The sequence below is a fragment of the Methylophilus sp. 13 genome (genome assembly GCF_015354335.1).
Lineage (GTDB): Bacteria > Pseudomonadota > Gammaproteobacteria > Burkholderiales > Methylophilaceae > Methylophilus > Methylophilus glucosoxydans.
Map to the genome: position 1 here is coordinate 395,999 of NZ_JADKYR010000001.1, position 23,210 is coordinate 419,208.

Consider the following 23,210-nt stretch of genomic DNA (forward strand, 5'->3'; position numbering starts at 1 on the left):
GGGAACTCTTAGCGTACTTCATTCAACCATTTTCATTCAGGACATCTGCCCCGCAGCCGCTCTGGCGGCCTGGGCAGATTTCCTTGTTTCACCGTTTCATACAGCTCTGCTTCATTACCCCTCTGTGCCTGCTGAAAAAACGCTTGCGCGGCTTGATCAAATACGTTTTTCTTCTTATCCCGCTGTTATCGGCTTTACCAGCGATTGCCGAAGAGCCTTTATGGTTTGAGGTGCAAACCGACAATCGCTACCGCACGCGTTTTTTTATCAGCGGCAATCCATTACCGGCGCAGCAGTCCAAGCTGCGTGAGTTGCTGCAAAAACACTTGAGCATTCATGAGGCGATGTCCAACCCGCGCATGAATGCGAGCGAGTGGCAGCGGCTGATCCAGAAAACCCCGCAGGAAATAAGCGACTTGCTCGCCACTGAAGGCTACTTTAAGACCCAAACCACCCTACGCCGGCCAGACGCGACACAAGCCGAATTCCACCTCATGTTGCCGCCACCAGCCACCGTCAAGCAGGTCAACGTCAGCATCTCTGGGGAAGTGCAACGGCCTGCCTACCAGGCTACACTCGAGGCCGCGCAAAAAAGCTGGCCCTTACCGGTGAACAGCATCTTTACGCAAGCGGCCTGGACCAGCGCCAAGCGCGATATCCTTGCCGCTTTGCTAAGGGATCAATTTCCCAACGCAAAACTGACGCGCTCACAAGCCCTGGTCGATCCGGCAACCCAGGCTGTCGTGATTGAAATCGCGGTAGATTCTGGCCCGGCAGTTAAGGTGGGGCACGTGCTCATCCAGGGCTTGCAACATTACCCGGAATCCCTGCTCAGACCGCTGATTACACTCAAAAGCGGGGCGCCCTACCGCCAGGAGGATCTGCTCACTTTACAGAACAGTTTTATGAGCACGGGCAAATTTAGAGCGGTCGATGTCATTGCCAAAACCGATCAACTCAACCCGGACCGGTCTGCCGACATCACGGTGACGGTCTCCGAACTCGAGCAATATTCCATGCGTATCGGCACCGGCGCCAGTACCAATACCGGGGCCAGAGTAGTATTCAATTACACCAACCGCAACCTGTTTGACCGCGGACTATTGTGGGACAGTAGCGTACGGCTTGAACAACGCTTACAGGCCGTGACTTCCAACATTACCTTTCTGACGGATGAGCAGGGCTATCGCGACAGCATTCAAAACAACCTGATCCGTACCGCTGTAGAAGGCCAGGTCACCACCGCCATTCAAAATGGGGTGCGTCGCTATTGGGGCCAGCCGACAAGCATAGAACAATTTGTCGGCGCCAACCTGCTCTATGAATTTTTAACCGTAGATGGCGAAAATTCCCAGTTTAATAAAGCCGCAACCGTCGCCTATGGCTTTAATATGCGCAGACTCAACAATGCGCTGGCACCCACTAAAGGCTGGATTTTCAATACACAATTCCAGCTGGCCCCATTAGACAAACTGTCAGATGGTCGTTTTTTGCAATCGCAGGCCAGGTTACAGGCGTTTTACCCGTTGACGGAGTCTACCCAGTGGCTGGGCCGCATTGAAGTGGGCAGTATTACTGGCTCTGGCAGGGTGCCAGCGACTTATTTATTCCGCGCCGGTGGCGACCAGTCGGTGCGCGGCTATGCCTTTCAGTCTTTAGGCGTGAAAGAGGCAGACGCCATTGTAGGCGGCCGCGTGCTGCTCACGGGCAGCAGTGAAATCGTGCAATGGCTCACCACCTCTTGGGGCGCGGCCGTGTTTGTCGATTTCGGCAATGCGGCCAACAGCTGGAAAGACTACGAACCTGTACTGGGCTATGGCCTGGGGGCCCGCTGGCGTAGCCCGATTGGCCCGGTCGGGGTGGATATTGCCCGTGGTCAGGAGACCGGTGAATACCGCCTGCATTTTAACCTGGGAGTGAATTTCTAATGTCACGCCTGCGCTACCTGTCGTCACTATTCAAACAATTTATAGCGCTGCTGCTTTGCCTGTCGATCATCATCACGCCGCAAATCGTGTGGGCGGCCAATATTCTGGTGCTCACCAGTCTGACCTCGTTTGAAACCGATTTGGGGAATGCGACACTGAGCGTGACCGGCATAGACTCGCATATGCAACTGACGGTCACGCCCCAGGGCAAACTCACCGTCTCACGGTTTTCTGCCAAGCAGGTCACATTGCGTTACAAACCGGCAAACGAACAAGCACCGACAACCTCGCAGCCCCAGCCGCCCCTGCCTGCCCATATTCACATCCCCTTGCCGTTCTATCTGCATCTGGGACAGATTGAACAATTGACCATTATTCAAGGCCAGAGCATCACGCAGGTTTCGCATCTCCAGTTTGATCTGGATGCAGACAATACTGCCCTGCAATTTAATATCAGCCAGGCACACAGCCCCTGGGGCAACCTCAGCAGCCATTTTAAGATGCAGAATGCAGCGCCATTCAATTTAAGCGGCTGGATGGACCTTCAGCAACCGCAAGGCGACCTGCCCTATCATTTGCGCATGGCGCTGGCTGGTAATTTGACGCGACTGGAAATGACGGCTAATCATCATTACCAACCGGAGGCACGGCCATTCGCGCTGATTCCGGTTGATATCTCCAGCCCAGAGCCAACGACCAAAGATCCTATTAATAAAAATCCTATCAATAAGCACCAGAAAATACTGGATACAGTGCAGTTGCAGGCCTCCATCGGCCTGGACGACCAGCGCCAAAGCCATCTCGCGTTTCACTTGCAACAGTTTCAAGCCAAACACCTGCATCCCCAGCTAGGCGGAGCCATGGATTTGAATATCGTTGCCGATGGCAGCCTAACCGAACAAGGGCTGGTCAATATCACCGTGGATGCAGGCAATAGCCGTTTGCAACAACAGCCGCTCATCCTCAAAGGGCAAGCGCAATTGCGTGGCAGTGTATTAAGCCTGCTGGACCTAAAAGCGCAGCTGGACCAGAATACATTCAGCATCCAAACCCAGCCACTCAGCCAGGCCAATCCATGGTCAACGCAACAAACTCGCTTGATCTGGCAAGCCAATCTGGCCTCGCTGGCACAGTTGATGCCGGGCTTTAGCGGCAAGCTGCAAGGCCAAGGCGACATTACCCAAGGCGAGGGCAGTTTTTCGACCTCGTATCATCTGTCTGGCGCGAAATTGCAGCTGCCAAAAGGTTTATCCCTGGCTGGTCTGCAAGTCGACGGGCACTTTTCCAATCAATCGCAGGCCACGCTGGACAACCAGATTCAGTTACAAGGCCTGTCGCAGCAAGATGCGCGTGGCATGGACAGTCCACCTATTGATGCCGAACTCAAGCTGAAGGGCAATCTGGACCAACACCAACTCACCCTCACTGTCACTGACAGCGATGCGCAACGACAAAGAAACTTGCTGCTGGCGCTCAATGGCCATTGGCAGGACAGCGGTTTGCAAGACCCGGGCTGGCAAGCCTCCCTCACCCAATTACAGGATCAGGCGGGTAAAGTGTTTCAACTTGAAAAACCGGCAGCCCTGGCCTGGCAGCCTGAGCAGGGCTTTCAACTCAGAGACTTTATCCTAAAGGCCAAATCCGGCGGGCAATTGCAGGTAACAGCACTGCACTATCGCCCGCCCCAGGCGGCCAATGCGCGCACGCAGGCGCCAGCACAAGCCGTTGCATTGCATACACAAGGCGCGCTAGACCACTTTCCAGTGCAAGCGCTGCTTGGCTGGCTTGGCCAGGGCTCTGCGGAGGAACTGCCCGCCGACGCACTGCGGTTATCAGGTCAATGGTCACTGGCCCTGGACCAGCACCTGAACGGATCCTTGCATCTGGAGCGGTCTGACGGTGACTGGCAGATATTCGATACCACCGCCAACGCCTGGCAAGCGCTAGGCATACAAATATTGCAGGCAGACTGGCAAGCCAGCAATGACCGCATGCAGCTACAAGCTACGCTGCAATCCAACGGTGACGCGCAACGGGTGATCGACCTGCAATTTTCTGCGGCGACAGAAGTCACCCCCACCGCCGACGGGCTGGTGATCAAGAAAACCGCGCCGTTGCAGGCCATGCTCAAAGCGCATCTGCCGCAATTAAACTGGCTCAATAAACTGCTGCCAGACACACAAATGGGCGGGCAACTCAACATTCAAGCGGCAGCCCATGGCACCATTGCACAACCTAACCTGCAAGGCAGCATGCAGGGCAGCGCATTATCGTTACAAGTGCCATCTCAAGGCCTGTGGCTGGAGCAAGGCTCGCTCAATGCCACGCTTGCCACAGACCAGATACACCTCCAGCAATTGCACTTTGCCGGCAAAAGCGGTGAACTGAATGGCACTGGCGTGTTTCAGTTTAATCAGGAAGACTGGCAGCTCAATGCCGCCTTGCAGCTAGACAAGCTACAGGCGCTGTCACGGGTAGACCGCTGGGTGCAATTAAGCGGCCAGACCAAGCTCAGTATGAACAGCCAGCAAACAACGGTCAGCGGTAATCTCAAAATTCATAAAGGCTTGTTTGAGTTGCCCAAGGCGGACAAACCCACGCTGGATGAGGATGTCGTGATTGAATCCCCGCAAGCTCGGACGGAGACGGCCTCCAAACTATTGCTTCAATCATTTGCGCTGGATTTTGGCGATAAACCTACCGTGCTTCCGTTTAAGGAATCAGAACAGTTCATGCTCAGGGGTCAGGGCCTGAATGCCGCCTTGAGTGGCAAGTTGCAACTCAACGGCCTGCTGGATGCACTCAGCGCCACAGGCACACTGGACCTCACCGGCACCTATCTCGCCTACGGCCAATCGCTGAATATTGAAACTGGACGGCTGATTTTTAGTGGCAAACTGCCCAATATCGGTCTCGATGTGCTGGCGACCCGGCAAGTGGACACTACCAAGGTTGGCATTCAGATTAATGGCAGCCTGCAAACGCCGCGCCTGAAACTGGTCTCCACACCGGAAACCAGCAATGAAAACAAAGTCGCGCTACTGGTGCTGGGCCAACCCATGTCACAAGTCGGCAGCAGCGACCTCGCCCTGCTGTCTGTCGCGGCGGGCGCCCTGCTGTCGCAAGGCGATTCGGTCTCGTTACAAACCCGGTTGGCGCAAGCCGTGGGGCTGGACAGCATCGATGTCCGTGGCAGTGGCCCGACCAATTATGCCGTCAGCGTCGGCAAACGCATTAACCGCAATCTGGTGGTCGGCTATGAAAAAAGCATTGTCGGCCTGTTAAATGTTGGTAAACTGACCTACCAACTCACCAAGCGCATTTCCATTGAAACCAGGACAGGTTCAGAGAATGCACTGGATGTGTTTTATGGTTTTAGTTTTGACTAGACGGCTGACTGACGCATGCATACAGATAAACCCAACCCGAGATTAGCGGTGCTGATTGATGCGGACAACACGTTTAACGTCATCCCCATCATTGATGCGCTGTTTGAAGAAATTTCCAAATTTGGTGATGCCAGCATCCGCCGCATTTATGGTGACTGGACGCAACACCAACTGAGCCGCTGGAAAGAAGTGCTGCCCAAGCATGCCCAGCCCATGCAGCAATATGCCAACACCAAGGGTAAAAACGCCACAGACAGCGCCCTCATTATTGATGCGATGGATTTACTGTATACCGCACCGCTGGATGGCGTCTGCATCGTGTCGAGTGACAGTGACTTTACCAGGCTGGCGATCCGCTTCCGTGAGTCAGGCAAATCGGTATATGGCTTTGGTGAGGCCAAAACGCCCGAATCATTGCGAGCCGCCTGTAACCGCTTTGTGTTTATCGAGATTCTTTCCCAAGACAAAAAAGCCGATACCGATGAATCAGCCGCGATCATGGACAAGAGCACTGCGGACAAAGCAGATACGCTGAGCAAGCAAGCAACGGCAACCGCTGAACCGTTGTTGCTAAGCCCGACCGTCAAGAAAACCTCACAACAACTGGCCATGGATGCCAAGCTGGTGTCCCTGACGCGATCCGCCATAGAAGCGCTTTCGGAAGATGATGGCTTTGCCAACCTCAGTGAGGTCAAAAAACATATGATTAAAAACTATTCTGCGTTTGACTCCAGAAACTATGGATATGCTAAATTTAGCGAGTTGATTCAATCCATCGGGCTGTTTGAGCTGGATCACAAAAAGCAGCACGTTAAAGACAAACGAAAAAAATGACAGAAATTCTGATTCTTTATTACTCTCAAGGCGGTGCCGTGCGCGAGCTGGCACAACAGATTGCCCGCGGCGTAGAGAGCGTACCCGGTGCCAAGGCACGGCTGCGCACAGTGCCCAAAATCTCGGCCACCTGTGAGGCCACCGAGCCCGAGATCCCAAGCAGTGGGGCGCCCTATGCCACACTGCAAGATCTCGAAGAATGTGCCGGACTGGCACTCGGCAGCCCAACACGGTTTGGCAACATGGCTGCCCCAATGAAATATTTTCTCGATGGCACCTCCGGGCTCTGGCTCAAAGGCGCGCTGATTGGCAAACCGGCGGCCGTGTTCACCTCCAGTGGCTCCATGCACGGCGGCAATGAAATGACTTTGATGACCATGATGATCCCGCTGCTGCACCATGGCATGCTATTGATGGGCTTGCCATATTCCGAGCCGCAATTGGGGACGACTAAAACCGGTGGCACCCCGTATGGTGCCAGTCATATCGGCGGCGCGATGGATGATCAGCCCTTGTCTGACGATGAGAAGAAATTATGTCTGGCCTTGGGCAAACGTCTGGCCCACACAGCGCTCAAATTGCAATAATCGTTTTTTAGGGAACTTTAAGTATGTCTGATGCACCCATCCCGAAATCATTGGCTCGTGAAGCCCGTCAATTCTTGTTTTCAACCCGTCATGCCATTTTGTCGACGCATTCGATGAAGTATCCCGGCTTTCCGTTTGGCTCGGTGGCACCGTTTGTCTGCAACCAGCAGGCAGAACCCGTGGTTCTGATCAGCACGATTGCCGAACATACCAAAAATATTCTCGAAAACGCCAAAGTCTCTTTACTGGTGTTTTCCGGGGCTGAAGACTTGCAAGCCAACGCGCGCCTGACATTGATGGGTGAAGCCATGCCTTGCGACAAGCAGGATGCCGATTTGCGCGCCCGCTACCTGCGCTATTTGCCACAGGCAGCCAGCTACTTTGATATGCATGACTTTCATTTTTACCGCATTCAGGTGGAGCATGTGCGCTACATTGCCGGCTTTGGCCGCATGGGCTGGTTTGAAGGCTCGGCGCTCAACGAAGGACTGGGCGAGAGCATGCTCGCCGCGCAAGAAGCGGGCATCGTCGCCCATATGAACGAGGACCACAAGGATAGCCTGCTACAGTATTGCAAACATGTTCATGACATCACCGCCGACCATGCAGAAATGATAGGCCTGGATGCTGAAGGGTTTGATGTGCAATATCATCAGGGTGAAGAAACACAAGGGTTATTGCGGTTTGCCTTTGAGCAGCCGGTATTGAACGCCATGGATGCGCGCAAAGCCCTGGTAGCCTTGTCTCAAGCGTGCAAAGCATGATCGCGCGCTGGTTGATGGTCAGTCGCTGGGTCGCCAGCGTCAGCTTGATTGCGCTGATTGTATTGTGTCTGGGGTGGGAGATTTTATGGGCGCCCTTGCGGGCTGGTGGCAGCTTGCTGTTTTTAAAAGTCTTGCCGCTGTTGGGCCCGTTATTTGGCATTTTGCGTGGCAAGCGCTATACCTACCAATGGTCAGGTATGCTGATTCTGTTTTACTTTACCGAGGGCGTGGTGCGGACATGGTCAGAAACGGGGCTCAGCCATTGGCTGGCGCTGGCAGAGGTCATCTTCAGCGCATTGTTTTTTGCCAGCGTCGTCACCTATGCCAAATTTAGCGGTAGCCGCTATCAGGCCGCTTGACCAACATTGCCTCACCGCCTGGCTTGGCCATTTTTGCTGTAAATTCTTTGTTGAATCCACGCTGACAAGCCCGCTAAACCTTATATAATATCGGGCATGAAAATCCTGTTATCTAATGACGATGGCTATCTTGCGCCCGGCCTCAATGTCCTGGCCGCGCATTTGAGCAAAATAGCCGAGATCACCGTGGTCGCTCCCGAGCGTAACCGCAGTGGTGCCAGCAACTCACTCACCCTGGACAGACCTTTAAGTGTCAAACAAGCCGCCAATGGCTTTTTTTATGTCAATGGCACCCCCACCGACTGCGTACACATTGCCCTGACCGGCCTCATGCAGGAAATGCCGGACATGGTGATCAGCGGTATCAATGACGGTGCCAATATGGGCGACGATACCATTTACTCTGGCACCGTAGCTGCAGCGACTGAGGGGTATTTACTGGGCATTCCTTCTTTTGCCATTTCGATGTCGCAACATCAGGCACTGCACTTTGAAACGGCGGCCAAGATCGTGGTGGACCTGGTCCAGCAATACAACCACAGCGAGTTTACCGAGCCAACCTTGTTAAACATCAATGTGCCAGATGTACCGTTTGAAGCCATCAAAGGTAAAAAAATCACGCGACTGGGTAAACGTCACAAGGCAGAACCCGTCATTCAACTGCAAACCCCCAGAGGCGAAACCGTTTACTGGGTAGGTGCCGCGGGCCAGCCGAATGACGGCGGTGAAGGGACTGACTTTCACGCCGTGGCCGATGGCTATGTCTCCATTTCACCCATACAGGTAGATTTAACCAAACACTCTCAAATTGCCACCCTGCAGCAATGGCTGCAAAGCAAGCAATAAGTCATCAAGAATTCAGTGACATGGCGATTCCAAGAACATCACACAAAACCGGTATCGGAATGACCTCTTCGCGGACACGCGAGCGCATGTTGACGCGCCTGCGTGAGCAAGGCATTCAGGATGAAGTGGTCATAGCGGCCATGGCAGAGATTCCTCGCCATATCTTCGTCGATGAAGCGCTGTCTATCCGCGCCTATGAAGACGTTTCATTGCCGATTGGTTACGGTCAGACCATTTCGCAACCGTATATCGTGGCCAAAATGACGCAAATTCTGCGCAATGGCAAACCATTGAACAAAGTGCTTGAGATTGGCACGGGCTGCGGCTACCAGACCGCAGTATTGTCGCGCGTGAGCACCGACGTCTACTCACTGGAACGCATCCGGCCGCTGGTGATGAAAGCCAGAAACCATCTGCGCACCTTGAAATGTACCAATGTCAAACTGGACCACGCCGATGGCAGCTTGGGACTCAAGGATTATGGCCCGTTTGATGCCATTATGGTCACCGCGGCGGCCAGCCATGTGCCGCCTGAGCTGGTCGAACAATTAGCCGTCGGTGGCCGCATGGTCATCCCGGTCGGCACTACCGACCAGGTACTGCATTTAATTGAACGCACCGCCCAGGGAATTCAGCAAACCGCGCTGGAATCCGTGAAGTTTGTCCCATTGCTAGGAGGCACTGCTTTATCATGAATCTACGCACCTTGCTGACCGCGTGCGGAACCGCCTGTACACTTGCTGCCTGTGCCCTCAACTCTCCCATGCCGCGCGCACCGGTGGTCACCAGCGTGTCACCTGCGCCAGAGAGCAAACCGGCTGCGCCGGTCAGCGTGGGGGCAAATCAGTACCTGGTACAAAAAGGCGATACGCTCTACAGTATCGGCCGCAAATTTGGCATCCCGTTCATAAAGCTGGCCGAGTTCAACCAGCTGCAAGCGCCGTATGAGATTCATGTCGGCCAAGTCCTCAACCTGACCGCAAAAAGCGGCACCAGCGCAACGAATAACAAAGCCACCGATCCCGCAGGCGCGGATGATGCTGAAGTCGTCACCTCGGCGATCAGCAGACCAGACATGAATGCGACCTCTGAGGCCGCAAGCACGGCCAATGCCGCACCGGCGCTGCAGGCCACCACAGAGGGCGAAAAATCCGCAGCCCCCTTAGACCTCGAAGCCATCAACGACAGCGACATTCAATGGCAGTGGCCGTTGGCAGGCAAAGTGAGTGCAGGGTTTGACGTACAAACCAATAAAGGCTTGAACATCACGGGGAGCGCCGGTCAGGCAGTCAATGCCGCGGGCGCGGGTAAAGTAATTTATAGCGGCATGGATGTGCGTGGCTATGGCAAGCTGATTATCGTCAAACACAACAGCAACCTGCTCTCTGTCTATGCGCACCAGGGCAACTCGCTGGTCAAAGAGGGCGTGTTTGTGACCCAAGGTGAAAAACTTGCCACCTTGCCCGCCCCGGCCAATAACAAACTGCCTGTGCTGCATTTTGAAATCCGGCAAAAAGGCAAACCGGTAGACCCGGCCACGTATTTACCGAGTACGCCGGCCACCGCCAGCAGCCATTAAGCCAAGCACGGTCGGCATGCCTCGACCGCTGGCAGGTTAAACCATGCAGGTGCACTCAGCAAAGGAGCTGGTATGGACCCCAACCGCTACAGCAAAAACCGCGATATCCGACCAGACAGCGGATGGAAAATCCTGCAGGCGGTGCTGACGCTAGGCCTGGTGCTTTGCGGCCTGGTCGGGATCGCTGTCCATCTATTCAGCAGTGAGTCACGCCCGACTGACTGGTTGCAATGGCTGATGGCCAGTCCGATGAATGTGGTGCTAGCGGTCCTCACCCTGCTGGCCCTGTTTGTGTTTCACCGCTATATCAGCCACCTGAGCAACCATCAGCGCCGCTCAGCCAGTGACTTTCCTGTTTATGTCATGATGCTGTTAGGCGCTTATTTTATCTACCAACTGCTAACCACAGGGCATTGGTAGACGCCTGCTAGCGCCTAAGCCCCAACCAAATCAAGGCCCAACCAGATCAAGCCGTTTTGCGAAGGCTACCGGCCTGCACATGGCAACGGTTCATACCACTAAAAATGGCCTTGATCGAAGCAGTGACGATATTGGTATCCATCCCCACGCCGTAACATACCTTGCCCTGACACGCGACCTCGACAAACGCGCAGGCCATTGCCTCGCCAGCAGACGGGCTGGCCCCTAGCGAACGCTCTTCAAAACTGCGTACCTGTACCTCAATGCCCATATGTTGCAGGGCATGAATCGCCGCATCCACCGGCCCGTTGCCTTGCCCACTGGCGATGGCGGGCACGCCATTGACTGCCATATGCATGCGGATCGCCTGGCCCTGGGCATGACTCTCCAGCTGATAGTCCTGCATATGCATAGGCATCACCGTAGACACATAGTGAGCATTAAACAGCTGCCACAGAGTCTCAGGCCCCACCTCGCTGCCGTGTTGGTCGGTATATTGCTGCACCACGGCAGAAAATTCGACCTGCATGCGTCTGGGCATTACCACCCCATAATGACTCTCCAGCAGATAAGCCACGCCACCTTTGCCTGACTGGCTATTCACCCGGATAATCGAATCATAATTGCGACCCACATCCTTGGGGTCTATCGGCAGGTAAGGCATATTCCAGGGCGCATCGGCGGGCAGCGACTGCCTTGCCGCGAATCCCTTTTTAATCGCATCCTGATGCGACCCAGAAAACGCAGTAAACACCAGATCGCCCGCATAAGGGTGGCGCGGGTGAATCTCAATCTGCGTACACTCTTCCACCGTCCGGCCAATCGCATCAATCTCAGAAAAATCCAGGCCAGGATGCACACCTTGCGAATACATATTCAGCGCCACCGTCACCAGATCCACGTTGCCCGTGCGTTCCCCATGCCCAAACAGGCAGCCTTCCACGCGATCCGCTCCAGCCATGATGCCCAGTTCGGTGGCCGCAACCGCCGTGCCGCGGTCATTGTGCGGATGCAGGCTCAGAATCACGCTGTCGCGATGCGCCAGATGTCTATGCATCCACTCAATCTGGTCGGCATACACATTCGGCGTGGCCACTTCCACCGTCGCCGGCAGGTTGATAATGATCTTGCGGTCAGGCGTTGCCTCCCAGACCTCGGTGACTGCATCACACACCTCTTTGGAAAATTCAAGCTCGGTCGCCGTGAACGTCTCCGGGCTATATTGCATCACGACTTCGGTCTCAGGCATCTCGGCGGCCAGTGCTTTCACCAGCCGCACCGCCTCTACTGCCATCGCCTTCACCTCATCCTTAGTCATGTTGAACACCACGTCCCTAAACGTCGGCGAAATCGCGTTATACACATGCACAATCACCCGACGCGCGCCACGGACGGACTCCATCGTACGGCGGATCAGAGGCTCGCGTGCCTGCGTCAGTACCTCAATCGTCACATCCTCGGGAATCTGCCTTTCTTCAATCAGGCTACGCACAAAGTTGAAATCGGTTTGCGAGGCCGAAGGAAACGCCACTTCAATTTCCTTAAAGCCCATCTGGCACAGCATCTTGAACATACGGCGCTTTTTATCCGCATCCATCGGCTCAAACAGCGACTGATTACCATCGCGCAGATCGGTACTCATCCAGATCGGCGGTTGCGTGATCACCGCATTCGGCCATTGGCGGTCCGGGAGATGAACGGGAGGAAAAGCCTGATATTTATGTGCGGATTGTGTCTGCATGTTGTGCTCCAGAAGAGATGTTTTTGACAAGACACATGATAAAGACTTTGCAAAAAATTAAATTGCTAATTCAATCAAAAAACGCATTAATTAAAAATAATATTTCAATTAAATAAAATATTTTGTAATATTATTTCAATATTAAAATCTTAAATGAAATAACTATGAAATTAGACCGTTTTGACAAAGCCATTTTAAACATCCTGCAAACCGAAGGCCATATCAGCAACCAGGACCTCGCCGACCGTATTGGCCTCTCCCCTGCACCCTGCCTGCGCCGGGTAAAAGCCCTCGAACAAGCCGGGCTAATTCTCGGCTATCAAGCGCTGGTCGACGCTAAAAAACTAGGCCTGAGCCTGATGGCACTCATCGGAATTTCGATGGATCAACACACACCAGAACGCTTCGCCAATTTTGAAAGCAGCATTACGCAAATCCCCGAAGTGCTGGAATGCCTGCTAATCACCGGCCAGCAGTCTGACTACTTGCTAAAAGTGGTGGTGAAAGACATGGACGACTACCAACACCTGCTACTGCATAAAATCACCAAGATTGCAGGTGTCACCGGGGTGCATACGAGTTTTGTATTGAGAAATGTGGTGGCTCGGGCGAAAGTGCCCGTGGAATGACTCTCGAAGAAGGAGAGCTATATAAAAAATTCATTTGTTCATTCATCAAAATCAATGAATCAAATATGATTGTTTGATTGTTCTAGCCATTTAACATCCCCTAAAAACTAGGTCGATGTGTCTACTTAATTGCATTGGTAATCCAAATACCAACCATTGCCTAACGGTGTGATTTCTGAAAAATCACCCTCTTCTTTTTTTCCAGTTGACGAAGGCAAGGGTTCGTGTCGCCAATTGATTTCACCACTGCAGCCAGAAACTGATAAGCCGGCACGATAAACCAAGACATTTACCTCTTCTGGCGCATATTCTAGAGCATGGCAAAACTTAACTCTCTCCGAGCTTGTTTTTGCAAATAATTTTTTGTATTCCCCATATCGCTTTTCAGTTAAACCTACCACTTTGAGAACCTCTGAAAGTGATAACCTTGTTTTGTAATCACTGTTGCGAGTCCATTCACCGTTGTACTCCCAATACTCACCGATATTATCGAGACCTACAACAAAGCACTCTTTCTCACCAGTATCATCAGTGATCATCTTTTTGAGCACTTCAAATGCCTCAGGTGCAACTGAGTATTTTGCTGCCAACGCCTCGGTCGAGGGAGGACTTGAGCATGATACCAACACTAAGGGGACAATGATAAAAGTGGACAGCTTATTCATAACTTTAAAGCTCAGAGGCTCGCCGCTTGTGGTGCACTCCTTGAAGCACGTTGTTAGCTCGCAGTCGCAACTTTCGCCTCGACGTAGTTAACAAATGCGGAACAAACTACAAGAAAAAATTTTGCATCCTCGAATCCAATTGTTTTTGATTCAAGGATTGCATGGCGGATACCGCCTTCGTCATTTGTGTAGCCATAGAGGCTACTGAACGCTGTTCTCAATGCCGGGTGCAAGTCAATCTCATCCTCCAGCTTCTTGATTAGCTGACCGAGGGTGCCTTTCTCTGCACCCACCGTCTTTGCCACAAGCCCTTCAACAGCAGAGATGGACTCCTTTATCGAGTTGCGGTAATCGGGCTCATCTCTGTTTGATAGAAGTTCCAGTGCGCGCCGAAGGTGCATCTGAACTGGACCACGAGTTTTAGCAAGTGCAAGTTCTATCTCCTCTAACTGATCTTGCTCTGTGATACGCGATATCAGTCCATCAAGGAAGCGATATGCTGAGACCTCCTTTTCCAAGACCTTATTACAGCTTTGAATAAAGGCGTCACGGAAGGTATTCCTCTTGTAGTTGTTTGCGACGAATTCAATGAAGTCGTACACCTCGTACCACTCGCATTGAAAAAAGTAGGTGCGTAGTTGCTCAAGCACCTTTGTCCATTTACTATCGAGTTGGTCTAAGGGTTTTTTGAAGTAGTTGAACCACATTCGCTCGCACAACACATGAAGGTCACGATTGGATTCGTTAGATAGATAGTAGCCACCATACACGCCAGAGGTATAGTACACATGATCCCATACATGTATCTTTAGCAAACTCCAAAGCGCGTTCCGAAGTGGCTCGTCAATCGAATCTATCTGGACGAGTTCTCGGATTTTTTTGTAGCCATACCTTTCGGAAAATTTCACGACTCATTCCTTCTGGGCTAACTTGAAAGGTCAGCCGAAGACAAAAAGGGTAATTTTTTGATGGTCGATTGGAGCAGGCTATTAGCGGGATTTTTCATTAACGTGGCTCTGCTGCCAGACTTGGCTGCCATGACTTAAACCATTGATCAGCTTCAGACTGCCAAGGCCATACCCCACTTGTGTTTGGATAGATCAGTTGAAGAGTTTTGAAGCTCTCACGCCCATAAAACCAGTTACCCCAACCAAGATATTCTCGATAATTTACACTATCTACCTCTCGAAAGAGGCAGTCAAATCCTTCTAGGAAACCGCTTGAAAACTGCCCGTCGGAGAAACGCTCGCCTTCGCGAACACGGCGATTGTATTCGTTCAAAATGAAATGGGCAATTGGTTGTTTGAGGCCTATAACTATAAGTTCTGGTGCGTTAGATGCGCGTTGTATTCCGACTGTGTAGGAAAACGGCGGCGATTCTCCCTCTGCCATAATATGAAGAATATGACATCCATATCGCTCAATGTTTTCCAATGCTTGTTTCTCGGCAGCATCCATGGCTATTGCTCGCTAACGTAGAGCTAACCGGCGCTGCGCGGCTTTATCAAGCAGCGTCCAGCGACCGAAGGGAGCGAGGTTGAGCGCCATGTTATGCATTTGATTGAAGCTCCTTCTTAAGTGCTGCATACAGACCAGGCGCTGAATCCAAGACAAAAGCAATTTGGTTCTCAGAAACCGTTTCCCCATGGACGGCATAGTTGCAAATAGCCATAACCTCTAGAACTCCATTAATTACGTTTGGTGAAAGCTTTTCGTTTTTCTGGAGCTAGCGCAGACCATATGCATTGGATAACGGCGTGGGTCGATGCCATTCAAACGAGAGTACTCATTGATAAGCCGTTCAAAGGAAAGGCGAACCTTGAATAGATCAATGCTCTCTTTTTGAATGTCATGCGCAAACTGCAACTCGGGTTGAGCTGTCTTACCTACACTAATACCAAACTCTCTCAGGGTTTCCCCGATTTGCTGTTTTATATCTGGTATTTCCGCATCGTTAGCAGGGATCGGCGCTCCGCTGTTGATGTGTACATGACTGGTATTGGATGAAGAAATGTCAATCGACGATTGAAGCTCAACCTTCATGAGTGCCAATTGATGTGAGATGTCTTTTTTAAGCTGTTCAATGTCTTGCTTGAGTTCGAGACCGAATAGCTTCACGTCCTTGAAGATGGGAGCAAGGCAAACCGCCATCCACACCAAGAACACAACTACGTCGAAATAAGTTGGACTCCCGCCAACAAGTTGGTCTTGCCTTAGGTAGAGATAACCACCTAGAGCAATCACTAGAATTGCCCACCACACGATTTTGAAGTTGTTGGTGTTCACCATTAATTAGCTAACCTATTGGGAGATGCATATCAGTAAGCATAGAGACCCATGGGTCTCTATATTATGAATTGTATAATGGATAGACATGGCTCGAATCCCTTTCTCTTTCTTATTCTTGTTGTTTTGCATACCCTATATTTAGATTATTAATCTAGAGATATAGCGTTACTATTTCAGTGATTGTAGCCTATAGGGGCAAACTTTCAACTTTAACTGCGACATACAAAATTAATCGTCTCAGAAAAGCAAAAAGCCATGCTCAGCACGGCTTTTTAAACTTAGGCAAACTCACCAATTACTGCTTGGCGTCTTCCGCCTTGTAGTACTCGCGCACTGGCGTCATATCAAACTCTCTTGCCCATTTGATAATCTCGTCCAGCGCTGGCGCGCCAATCTCGCCGACTTGTGCGTGTATGCCGGCGCGCTCACGCACAACCAGCAAGCCAGGAATCTGCTTGACCTCAAAATAATCAGAAATTTCAGGGTCGGTTTCGGTATTGACCATGCCAAACACGATGTCTGGATTTTTTGCTGCCGCAGCCTCGAAGGTGGGCGTAAAGGCAACACAGGGATCACACCAAGGCGCCCAGAAATCGACAATCACGAATGGATGATTCTCGATGGTTTCTTTAAAATTTGCTTTGGTCAGCGTAACGACTGCCATATGATCTCCAATCCGTTCAATTATATTTTTATCGCCAGCATTTTAGCAGAGGATGGCAGGCTCGCTAACCGCTTTTGCTGCAATCGCGCAAAGTTTAAACAATGCTTTGGTCCCATTGACCATTGAAAAACAGCTCATTGAGCGGTTTACGGCTACGCGCTGCGGTTTCACGCTCTTTGGTTTCACCCGTGAGGCTTTCAACATCCGCCTGGTAGCCGACGGTGACCATGGCCAGAATCTGGTAGCGCTCAGGCACGTTGAAGGTCGCTCTGGCTTTGTCGGCATCAAAACCGCCCATCTGGTGCGCCATCAGGCCAAGTGCGGTAGCTTGCAGGCACAGATTTTCAGTAGCAGCGCCAGTATCGTATGGTGCCCATTTGTTGGGTTTGTCGTTATGGCCAAACAGGGTATCGGCACAAATCAGTAACAACACCGGTGCGTTCACAGCCCAGCTCTGGTTGCCAGGCACCAGGCAATCAAATGCTGCTTGCCAGGCTTGCAGGTTATCCGCCTTGTTGCAAACCACGTAGCGCCAGGGTTGGTCGCCAAAGCAGGAAGGCGCCCAGCGGGCTGCTTCTAGCAGGCTGATGACTTGCTCTTGACTCACGCCTTGGCTGGCATCATAGGCGCGGCCACTCCAACGGTTGGCAATCAAATCGTGTATAGGCTGCTGGGTAATGGCTGGCTTTTGCATGGTGAAATCCTCACAGTTGTTTTTTCAATTGATAAAGTAACTCTAGCGCCTGCTTCGGTGTCAGGTCGTCAGGCTGTATGCGTTCCAATTCTGCGACCACCGGATGGGCAGGCGGTTCCTCGGGGGGCACGGCACTGGCAAACAAATCGTTTTGCGGTGTCGCTGCAATGGTCTGGTTTTCGAGTTGTTGCAATTTGCGTTTGGCCAAATTCACTACCGATTTGGGAATACCTGCCAGTTGCGCCACCTGTATACCATAGCTCATGGTCGCAGCGCCCTCTTCAACTTTATGCAAAAAGACGATGCCCTGACCATGCTCAACCGCATCCAGATGGACGCTGGCGGCATGCTTGGCTTCATCGACAATGCGCGTCAGCTCAAAATAATGGGTGGCAAACAGAGTCAGTGACTTGTTTTTTTCGAGCAGTTGTTTGGCCACCGCCCAAGCCAGGCTCAAGCCATCAAAGGTACTGGTCCCACGGCCGATTTCATCCAGTAATACCAGGCTGTTTGCGGTGGCATTATTCAGGATATTTGCCGTCTCCGTCATTTCCACCATAAACGTGGAGCGCCCGCCTGCCAGATCGTCTGAGGCGCCGATACGGGTAAAAATACGGTCTATCTCACCAATCATTGCGCTTTGGGCAGGCACAAAGCTGCCGCAGTAGGCCAGCAACACAATCAAGGCCGTTTGCCGCATAAAGGTAGATTTACCGCCCATGTTGGGGCCGGTGATCAGCAATAACTGCCGATAGGGATTGAGCACGACATCATTGGCTACATAGGGCTGCGCGATACTCTCGACCACCGGATGCCGCCCACCCTGGATATCCAGGCCATTCTCTGCGCGGAATTGCGGCTGCACATAATTGAGCGACCGTGCGCGCTCGGCAAAACAGGCCAGCACATCTAAGGTCGCCACGGCAGTGGCGATGCGCTGCAACTGGGCGATGTGCGGCAGTAAAGCCTCTAACACCTGTTCATACAGCATTTTTTCACGTGCCAGCGCACGCTCATTGGCGCTCAACACTTTATCCTCAAACGCTTTTAACTCGGGCGTGATAAAGCGCTCTACGTTTTTCAAGGTCTGGCGGCGACGATATTCCGCGGGCGCACTTTCTGCATGTAAGCGACTGATTTCAATGTAAAACCCATGCACGCTGTTGTATTCCACCTTGAGGTTGGTAATGCCAGTACGGGCTTTTTCAGCGGCCTCAAATTGCAACAGAAAATCGCCGTGATCGGTCTGGATCGCCCGCAACTCATCGAGCTCGGCATCGTACCCCGTCGCAATCACACCGCCCTCACGCAACACGGCAGACGGCTCAGCTTGAATCGCCTGTACCAATATCTGCAAAGCCTCGGCAGGTACCTGCAATTCGGCGATCAGACTCTGCAACAAGCCGGATTGTGTCCGCGGCAAGACGCTGACCAGCGCCGGCAGCTGCAACAAGCTATCGCGCAGACCAGACAAATCGCGCGGTCTGGCCGACTTGAGCGCCACGCGTGCAGTCATGCGCTCAATGTCGCCCACCGGATGCAAGGCTTGTTGCAACGCGCTATCCAAAAACTGTTCAAATAACTCGGCGACTGCCAGATGCCGCTGCTGGATGGTCTGCTGGTTACGCAAAGGATGATGCAACCAATGCCGCAACAAACGCGCACCCATGGCGGTTTGCGTCGAGTTCAGCAACGAATACAAAGTGGGAGAAGTCTCACCGCGTATGGTGGTATCGATTTCCAGATTGCGCCGGGTGGCCGCATCGAGTTGCAGGTAATGATGGCTCTGCTCGACACGCAAGCCGACAATATGCGGCAAGGCCGTGCGCTGCGTATGTTTCACATACTCCAGCAAGGCCCCCGCCGCCGTCACGGCCGCGGGCATCTCGCCACAACCAAACCCGGCCAGATCATGCGTATTGAATTGCTGGGTCAAACTGCGGTTGGCCGTTTCCAGGTCAAATTGCCAGGGGGCAAGCCGTTTTTTGGCGCAACGTGCATGCTGCAAGGCCTCAGCATTATGATCCTCAGCCATGACCAACTCAGCCGGGTGGATGCGCTCCAGCTCCTGCGGCAAGTGTCCTGGTGCAATTTCAGTCAAAACAAACTCGCCTGAGGCCAGATTGAGCCGTGCTAACCCCAATATACCCTCGCCCCTGGCTACGCAGAGCAAAGTGTTATCGCGGGTTTCATCCAGCAAGGCCGCATCCGTCAGTGTGCCCGGCGTCAGGATGCGCGTCACTTCGCGCGCCACCGGCCCTTTTGAGGTCGCCGGATCGCCCACCTGCTCGCAAATAGCCACTGCCTCGCCCATTTTTGCCAGCTTGGCCAGATACTGCTCGGCCGCATGGTAAGGCAGTCCGGCCATCTTGATCGGCTCGCCATTGCTGGCACCGCGGCGAGTTAAGGTAATCCCCAACAAACGGGCTGCCTTTTCTGCATCCTCAAAAAACAGTTCGTAAAAATCACCCATGCGGTAAAACAGCAGCATATCGGGATACTGTGCTTTAAGCGTCAGGTATTGACGCATCATGGGGGTGTGGTTTTCGAAGGACATGCGGATAAATCAGTGCGAGTATGGGTTGAGTGAATAAGTGTGTTTAGCCTTGGCATCTTACAACAAAAGGATGCAGGATGATCATGTGCGCTGCCAGCGAGCATGACGAATACAACCGTGACCAATAGATCTATAAAAAAGTCATTGTTTCAAGCGAGGAGAACAACCTTGATGCGGGTTGTCGTGCCAGAAAAAAACAAACCCGGATTCAACTCCGGGTTTGTAACAAGCCTGAACGCAATACAAAATTACAAAGTCGGCGTTTTAATCCGCTCGGTTAAATGCGGTGCAATCACCTGCAACATTTGGCTAAATACCTTAGGATTAGCAGCAACAATGTTTCCGGTACGCAACCAGCTCTCGTTGCCCTCAAAGTCACCGACGATCCCGCCAGCTTCCTGCACTAACAAAGCGCCGGCAGCAATATCCCAAGGGGAGAGATTAATCTCAAAGAAACCATCACTGTAACCCGCGGCAACGTAAGCCAGGTCGAGCGCAGCCGAACCAGGGCGGCGCAAGCCAGAGGTTTTTTTGGCCATGTCGCGGAAAATGTTGATGTAGGTTTCCAGATAGCTAAAATCTTTGAATGGGAAGCCGGTAGAGAGCAAGGCTTCTTGCAGTTTTGCGCGCTGAGTGACGCGGATACGGCGATTATTCAGAAAGGCGCCACTGCCCTTGGTGGCGGTAAACAGGTCGTTACGTACCGGATCGTAAATGACGGCTTGCGTCAGCACGCCTTTTTCTTGCAAGGCAATCGAGATGCAATATGCCGGAAAGTTATGCAAAAAGTTAGTGGTGCCATCCAGCGGGTCAATGATCCAGATGCTATCGGACTCACTGTTGGATTTACCGCTCTCTTCCCCATAAAAGCCATGGGTGGGATACGCGTCCTTGAGCACGGCAATAATGGCTTGCTCGGCACCCCGGTCCACTTCACTGACGAAATCGTTAGTGTCTTTCTGCTCGATCTTGAGGGCGCCAATATCCATGGCGGCACGGTTAATGATTTTGCCAGCTTCACGCGCGGCGCGGATGGCGACATTCAGGGTTGGATGCATGCTGTGGGATTCTTGATTACACTGATAAAATGCTATTTTAGCTTTTTAAGCGCTGTGTCACAAACACAACGACCAAATATACGCATGTCTTCTAACTCTGAATCCCCCATTTTTAACAATATCCGCGTCGTGTTGTGTCAAACCAGCCATCCTGGCAATATCGGTTCGACCGCGCGCGCCATGAAAACCATGGGCCTGAACCGGCTATATTTGGTTCGTCCCAAGCACTTTCCCGATGGCGAAGCCAAGTCACTGGCCGTGAATGCAGGCGACGTGCTGGACCACGCCGTGGTCACACAAACCCTGGAAGAAGCGCTGGCTGATTGCCAGTTTGTGATTGGCGTCAGCGGCAAAGAGCGCTCGTTGTCGCAACAAGTGATGACCGTGCGTGAAGCAGCACAGGATGTTAAAGCTGTCGCCAGCCATAGCGAGGTCGCACTGGTGTTTGGCACCGAAATGAGCGGACTCAGCAATGCCGAGGCGGACCGCTGCCATGTACTGGCGACGATTCCAGCCAATCCGGAATACACTTCGCTCAATCTGGCGCAAGCCGTACAAGTGATGTGTTATGAAACCCGCATGGCCGTGACGACCGGTGAACTGCATTACCAGGAAAAACCGGTGGAACTGGCGACCCAGGACGACCTGGAGCGTTTTTATGAGCACATGCGCGAAGTCTTGGAGCATATCGGCTACATCAATCCTCGTGCGCCGAAAAAACTGTTTGAGCGCTTGCGCCGCCTGTATGGCCGTACCCGGCTCGAGAAAGAAGAAGTGAACCTGTTGCGCGGGATTTTGACGCTCACGGTCAATCCCAAGAAACACAGCAAGTATTAGTGGCTGCGTTCACCACAAAGTATCAAGCAGAGCCGCAGATAATCAGGCACAAACAGATTGCTTTTTTATTGGCGGTGAATATTGTGGTCACCCATGCGTCGTCAAATCGCAGCCAACCCGATCTTCGCCCGCGCCTCATTGCATACGACCGACCCTGCTTCAAACTCGCGACAGGTGCTTGATCGCAAGGCATAAATACTGCACCCGACTGACTGCCCAACCTGCCCTTGCAACGCGACGCAACGAACCGGCTTGGTCTCGGTGCCCTGCATGCAGACATAAGTTTCATTGACTTTAGTCGTCATGGCGGCCGGCACCGTCCCCAGTGGATGCGCGTCAGTCTCAGCCCAGTAAAACGAGACGCGAAAACTGGCACAACAGGCGCCGCAGGATTGGCAATGATCTGACATTCAACACGAATTTCTAATAAACACGCTCGCTATTTTAACGGCTTTCCCTTTTTTAGCCACAACGCCCACACCAGGCAAAGACAGACAAAAACGTGTGTTTCATGGGTTTCCTCTGCGATCTCTTCGCCCGCTGTGGCTGACCATCCCTCCCAACCAACAACCCGGCAAGCGCAAACCACGACTTGTGGCATAATGCGCGCATGTTCAAACATCTTAAAGAAGATATTTCGATTGTGTTTGACCGTGACCCGGCCGCACGGACACATTTCGAGATTCTGACCACCTACCCTGGCGTCCACGCGCTGATTTTGCATCGTTTCAGTCACTGGTTATGGAGTCACCGGCTCTATTGGCTGGGACGCGCGTTGTCGCATCTTGGCCGCTGGCTGACTGGCATCGAGATTCATCCCGGCGCGACCATTGGTCGGCGCGTGTTTATTGACCATGGCATGGGCGTGGTGATTGGTGAAACAGCGATTATTGGCGATGACTGCACGCTCTACCATGGTGTCACCTTGGGCGGCACCAGCTGGAACAAGGGCAAACGTCATCCGACACTGGAATCTGGTGTGGTCATTGGCGCTGGAGCCAAAGTGTTGGGGCCCATCACCGTCGGCAAGAACGCCAAAATCGGCTCCAATGCCGTAGTGGTCAAAGACGTCCCTGAAAACGCCACTGCGGTTGGGATTCCGGCGCGTATACTCGAGGAGGAAAAAGCCAAGCAACGCCATGATGTCGCACAGAAAATGGGGTTCAACGCCTATGCGGTGGGCAACGATGAAAATGACCCGATGATCAAGGCGATCAACAGCTTGCTTGATCATGCTCACAAGCAAGAAGCAGAAATTGCCGAACTGAAGGCGCAAGTCGCCAGGCTCAATGATGTGGAAAACGACAGCAATGTCGGTGAGGCGTTTGCCAAAAAGCCGGAATAAAGGCAGCGAACAGGCCTTTCCAGCC

General features: G+C 52.5%; 23 protein-coding genes. 13 read left to right on the forward strand and 10 right to left on the reverse strand.

Translation table 11 applies throughout. From position 1 onward, the window contains the following. Positions 1 to 83 precede the first annotated feature (83 nt). From INP77_RS01840 to INP77_RS01885, 10 genes are all read left to right on the forward strand, one after another. Positions 84 to 1,928: an autotransporter assembly complex family protein gene (locus tag INP77_RS01840; RefSeq protein ID WP_228518644.1), complete on the forward strand. Its 1,845-nt coding sequence runs from the start codon at positions 84 to 86 to the stop codon at positions 1,926 to 1,928. Further along, positions 1,928 to 5,317, forward strand: a complete 3,390-nt coding sequence (locus tag INP77_RS01845) for a translocation/assembly module TamB domain-containing protein (RefSeq protein ID WP_194746992.1) — start codon at positions 1,928 to 1,930, stop codon at positions 5,315 to 5,317. Before INP77_RS01840 ends, INP77_RS01845 begins: the two co-directional genes overlap by 1 nt. Before the next feature lie 15 nt (positions 5,318 to 5,332). Beyond that, positions 5,333 to 6,151: an NYN domain-containing protein gene (locus INP77_RS01850; protein WP_194746993.1), complete on the forward strand. Its 819-nt coding sequence runs from the start codon at positions 5,333 to 5,335 to the stop codon at positions 6,149 to 6,151. Next, positions 6,148 to 6,738: an NAD(P)H:quinone oxidoreductase gene (wrbA, locus tag INP77_RS01855; RefSeq protein WP_194746994.1), complete on the forward strand. Its 591-nt coding sequence runs from the start codon at positions 6,148 to 6,150 to the stop codon at positions 6,736 to 6,738. The genes INP77_RS01850 and wrbA overlap by 4 nt, the downstream gene beginning before the upstream one ends. A gap of 23 nt (positions 6,739 to 6,761) precedes the next feature. Beyond that, positions 6,762 to 7,502, forward strand: a complete 741-nt coding sequence (locus tag INP77_RS01860) for a HugZ family protein (protein WP_228518645.1) — start codon at positions 6,762 to 6,764, stop codon at positions 7,500 to 7,502. Next, a complete protein-coding gene (locus tag INP77_RS01865; protein ID WP_194746995.1) occupies positions 7,499 to 7,861 on the forward strand; it encodes a DUF2069 domain-containing protein in 363 nt (120 codons plus the stop codon). The genes INP77_RS01860 and INP77_RS01865 overlap by 4 nt, the downstream gene beginning before the upstream one ends. Before the next feature lie 96 nt (positions 7,862 to 7,957). Beyond that, the gene (surE, locus tag INP77_RS01870) at positions 7,958 to 8,707 is read left to right on the forward strand and encodes a 5'/3'-nucleotidase SurE (protein WP_194746996.1); all 750 of its coding nucleotides are present in this window, start codon (positions 7,958 to 7,960) and stop codon (positions 8,705 to 8,707) included. A gap of 20 nt (positions 8,708 to 8,727) precedes the next feature. Next, on the forward strand, positions 8,728 to 9,402 hold the full coding sequence (locus INP77_RS01875; RefSeq protein WP_194746997.1) for a protein-L-isoaspartate(D-aspartate) O-methyltransferase: 675 nt from the start codon (positions 8,728 to 8,730) through the stop codon (positions 9,400 to 9,402). Continuing rightward, the gene (locus tag INP77_RS01880) at positions 9,399 to 10,286 is read left to right on the forward strand and encodes a peptidoglycan DD-metalloendopeptidase family protein (protein ID WP_194746998.1); all 888 of its coding nucleotides are present in this window, start codon (positions 9,399 to 9,401) and stop codon (positions 10,284 to 10,286) included. The genes INP77_RS01875 and INP77_RS01880 overlap by 4 nt, the downstream gene beginning before the upstream one ends. A gap of 72 nt (positions 10,287 to 10,358) precedes the next feature. After that, a complete protein-coding gene (locus tag INP77_RS01885) occupies positions 10,359 to 10,706 on the forward strand; it encodes a hypothetical protein (RefSeq protein WP_194746999.1) in 348 nt (115 codons plus the stop codon). A gap of 46 nt (positions 10,707 to 10,752) precedes the next feature. On the opposite strand, the gene leuA is transcribed toward INP77_RS01885, so the two are convergent. Beyond that, positions 10,753 to 12,447, reverse strand: a complete 1,695-nt coding sequence (gene leuA, locus INP77_RS01890; protein ID WP_194747000.1) for a 2-isopropylmalate synthase — start codon at positions 12,445 to 12,447, stop codon at positions 10,753 to 10,755. A 164-nt stretch (positions 12,448 to 12,611) separates the two neighbouring features. Here leuA and INP77_RS01895 point away from each other — a divergent pair, with 164 nt between their 5' ends. Continuing rightward, complete coding sequence (locus tag INP77_RS01895) at positions 12,612 to 13,076, forward strand: Lrp/AsnC family transcriptional regulator (RefSeq protein ID WP_194747001.1); 465 nt, start codon at positions 12,612 to 12,614, stop codon at positions 13,074 to 13,076. A gap of 125 nt (positions 13,077 to 13,201) precedes the next feature. On the opposite strand, the gene INP77_RS01900 is transcribed toward INP77_RS01895, so the two are convergent. From INP77_RS01900 to INP77_RS01935, 8 genes are all read right to left on the reverse strand, one after another. Next, on the reverse strand, positions 13,202 to 13,741 hold the full coding sequence (locus INP77_RS01900) for a hypothetical protein (RefSeq protein WP_194747002.1): 540 nt from the start codon (positions 13,739 to 13,741) through the stop codon (positions 13,202 to 13,204). 53 nt (positions 13,742 to 13,794) lie between these two features. After that, positions 13,795 to 14,649 carry an AbiJ-NTD4 domain-containing protein gene (locus INP77_RS01905; protein ID WP_194747003.1) on the reverse strand — a complete coding sequence of 285 codons (855 nt, stop codon included), beginning with the start codon at positions 14,647 to 14,649 and terminating at the stop codon, positions 13,795 to 13,797. 97 nt (positions 14,650 to 14,746) lie between these two features. Further along, the gene (locus tag INP77_RS01910; RefSeq protein ID WP_194747004.1) at positions 14,747 to 15,199 is read right to left on the reverse strand and encodes a DUF4262 domain-containing protein; all 453 of its coding nucleotides are present in this window, start codon (positions 15,197 to 15,199) and stop codon (positions 14,747 to 14,749) included. Positions 15,200 to 15,433: 234 nt separating this feature from the next. Next, complete coding sequence (locus INP77_RS01915) at positions 15,434 to 16,030, reverse strand: hypothetical protein (RefSeq protein WP_194747005.1); 597 nt, start codon at positions 16,028 to 16,030, stop codon at positions 15,434 to 15,436. A 295-nt stretch (positions 16,031 to 16,325) separates the two neighbouring features. Then, a complete protein-coding gene (locus tag INP77_RS01920; protein ID WP_194747006.1) occupies positions 16,326 to 16,694 on the reverse strand; it encodes a co-chaperone YbbN in 369 nt (122 codons plus the stop codon). Between the two features lie 94 nt (positions 16,695 to 16,788). Continuing rightward, on the reverse strand, positions 16,789 to 17,388 hold the full coding sequence (locus INP77_RS01925; protein WP_194747007.1) for a nitroreductase family protein: 600 nt from the start codon (positions 17,386 to 17,388) through the stop codon (positions 16,789 to 16,791). Positions 17,389 to 17,398: 10 nt separating this feature from the next. Next, positions 17,399 to 19,945 (reverse strand): DNA mismatch repair protein MutS, encoded by a 2,547-nt coding sequence (mutS, locus tag INP77_RS01930; protein WP_194747008.1) that lies wholly within the window; start codon positions 19,943 to 19,945, stop codon positions 17,399 to 17,401. A gap of 248 nt (positions 19,946 to 20,193) precedes the next feature. Further along, positions 20,194 to 21,003: an inositol monophosphatase family protein gene (locus INP77_RS01935; RefSeq protein WP_194747009.1), complete on the reverse strand. Its 810-nt coding sequence runs from the start codon at positions 21,001 to 21,003 to the stop codon at positions 20,194 to 20,196. 84 nt (positions 21,004 to 21,087) lie between these two features. Here INP77_RS01935 and INP77_RS01940 point away from each other — a divergent pair, with 84 nt between their 5' ends. Continuing rightward, a complete protein-coding gene (locus INP77_RS01940; protein WP_194747010.1) occupies positions 21,088 to 21,840 on the forward strand; it encodes an RNA methyltransferase in 753 nt (250 codons plus the stop codon). Between the two features lie 101 nt (positions 21,841 to 21,941). Here the strand turns inward: INP77_RS01940 and INP77_RS01945 are convergent, their stop codons facing one another. Beyond that, complete coding sequence (locus INP77_RS01945; protein ID WP_194747011.1) at positions 21,942 to 22,250, reverse strand: YkgJ family cysteine cluster protein; 309 nt, start codon at positions 22,248 to 22,250, stop codon at positions 21,942 to 21,944. Positions 22,251 to 22,450: 200 nt separating this feature from the next. Between INP77_RS01945 and cysE the strand changes: the two genes are divergently transcribed. Further along, a complete protein-coding gene (cysE, locus tag INP77_RS01950; RefSeq protein ID WP_194747012.1) occupies positions 22,451 to 23,185 on the forward strand; it encodes a serine O-acetyltransferase in 735 nt (244 codons plus the stop codon). The last annotated feature ends 25 nt before the right edge of the window (positions 23,186 to 23,210 follow it).

What these genes read in the sequence shown, in the direction of transcription:
- surE (WP_194746996.1), top strand. Translation starts at nt 7,958, where the DNA reads ATGAAAATCCTGTTATCTAATGACGATGGCTATCTTGCGCCCGGCCTC.
- INP77_RS01925 (WP_194747007.1), bottom strand. Translation starts at nt 17,388, where the DNA reads ATGCAAAAGCCAGCCATTACCCAGCAGCCTATACACGATTTGATTGCC.
- INP77_RS01875 (WP_194746997.1), top strand. Translation starts at nt 8,728, where the DNA reads ATGGCGATTCCAAGAACATCACACAAAACCGGTATCGGAATGACCTCT.
- INP77_RS01910 (WP_194747004.1), bottom strand. Translation starts at nt 15,199, where the DNA reads ATGGATGCTGCCGAGAAACAAGCATTGGAAAACATTGAGCGATATGGA.
- leuA (WP_194747000.1), bottom strand. Translation starts at nt 12,447, where the DNA reads ATGCAGACACAATCCGCACATAAATATCAGGCTTTTCCTCCCGTTCAT.
- INP77_RS01860 (WP_228518645.1), top strand. Translation starts at nt 6,762, where the DNA reads ATGTCTGATGCACCCATCCCGAAATCATTGGCTCGTGAAGCCCGTCAA.
- INP77_RS01885 (WP_194746999.1), top strand. Translation starts at nt 10,359, where the DNA reads ATGGACCCCAACCGCTACAGCAAAAACCGCGATATCCGACCAGACAGC.
- wrbA (WP_194746994.1), top strand. Translation starts at nt 6,148, where the DNA reads ATGACAGAAATTCTGATTCTTTATTACTCTCAAGGCGGTGCCGTGCGC.
- mutS (WP_194747008.1), bottom strand. Translation starts at nt 19,945, where the DNA reads ATGTCCTTCGAAAACCACACCCCCATGATGCGTCAATACCTGACGCTT.
- INP77_RS01850 (WP_194746993.1), top strand. Translation starts at nt 5,333, where the DNA reads ATGCATACAGATAAACCCAACCCGAGATTAGCGGTGCTGATTGATGCG.
- INP77_RS01900 (WP_194747002.1), bottom strand. Translation starts at nt 13,741, where the DNA reads ATGAATAAGCTGTCCACTTTTATCATTGTCCCCTTAGTGTTGGTATCA.
- INP77_RS01865 (WP_194746995.1), top strand. Translation starts at nt 7,499, where the DNA reads ATGATCGCGCGCTGGTTGATGGTCAGTCGCTGGGTCGCCAGCGTCAGC.
- INP77_RS01935 (WP_194747009.1), bottom strand. Translation starts at nt 21,003, where the DNA reads ATGCATCCAACCCTGAATGTCGCCATCCGCGCCGCGCGTGAAGCTGGC.
- INP77_RS01940 (WP_194747010.1), top strand. Translation starts at nt 21,088, where the DNA reads ATGTCTTCTAACTCTGAATCCCCCATTTTTAACAATATCCGCGTCGTG.
- INP77_RS01915 (WP_194747005.1), bottom strand. Translation starts at nt 16,030, where the DNA reads ATGGTGAACACCAACAACTTCAAAATCGTGTGGTGGGCAATTCTAGTG.
- INP77_RS01845 (WP_194746992.1), top strand. Translation starts at nt 1,928, where the DNA reads ATGTCACGCCTGCGCTACCTGTCGTCACTATTCAAACAATTTATAGCG.
- INP77_RS01920 (WP_194747006.1), bottom strand. Translation starts at nt 16,694, where the DNA reads ATGGCAGTCGTTACGCTGACCAAAGCAAATTTTAAAGAAACCATCGAG.
- INP77_RS01945 (WP_194747011.1), bottom strand. Translation starts at nt 22,250, where the DNA reads ATGTCAGATCATTGCCAATCCTGCGGCGCCTGTTGTGCCAGTTTTCGC.
- cysE (WP_194747012.1), top strand. Translation starts at nt 22,451, where the DNA reads ATGTTCAAACATCTTAAAGAAGATATTTCGATTGTGTTTGACCGTGAC.
- INP77_RS01880 (WP_194746998.1), top strand. Translation starts at nt 9,399, where the DNA reads ATGAATCTACGCACCTTGCTGACCGCGTGCGGAACCGCCTGTACACTT.
- INP77_RS01895 (WP_194747001.1), top strand. Translation starts at nt 12,612, where the DNA reads ATGAAATTAGACCGTTTTGACAAAGCCATTTTAAACATCCTGCAAACC.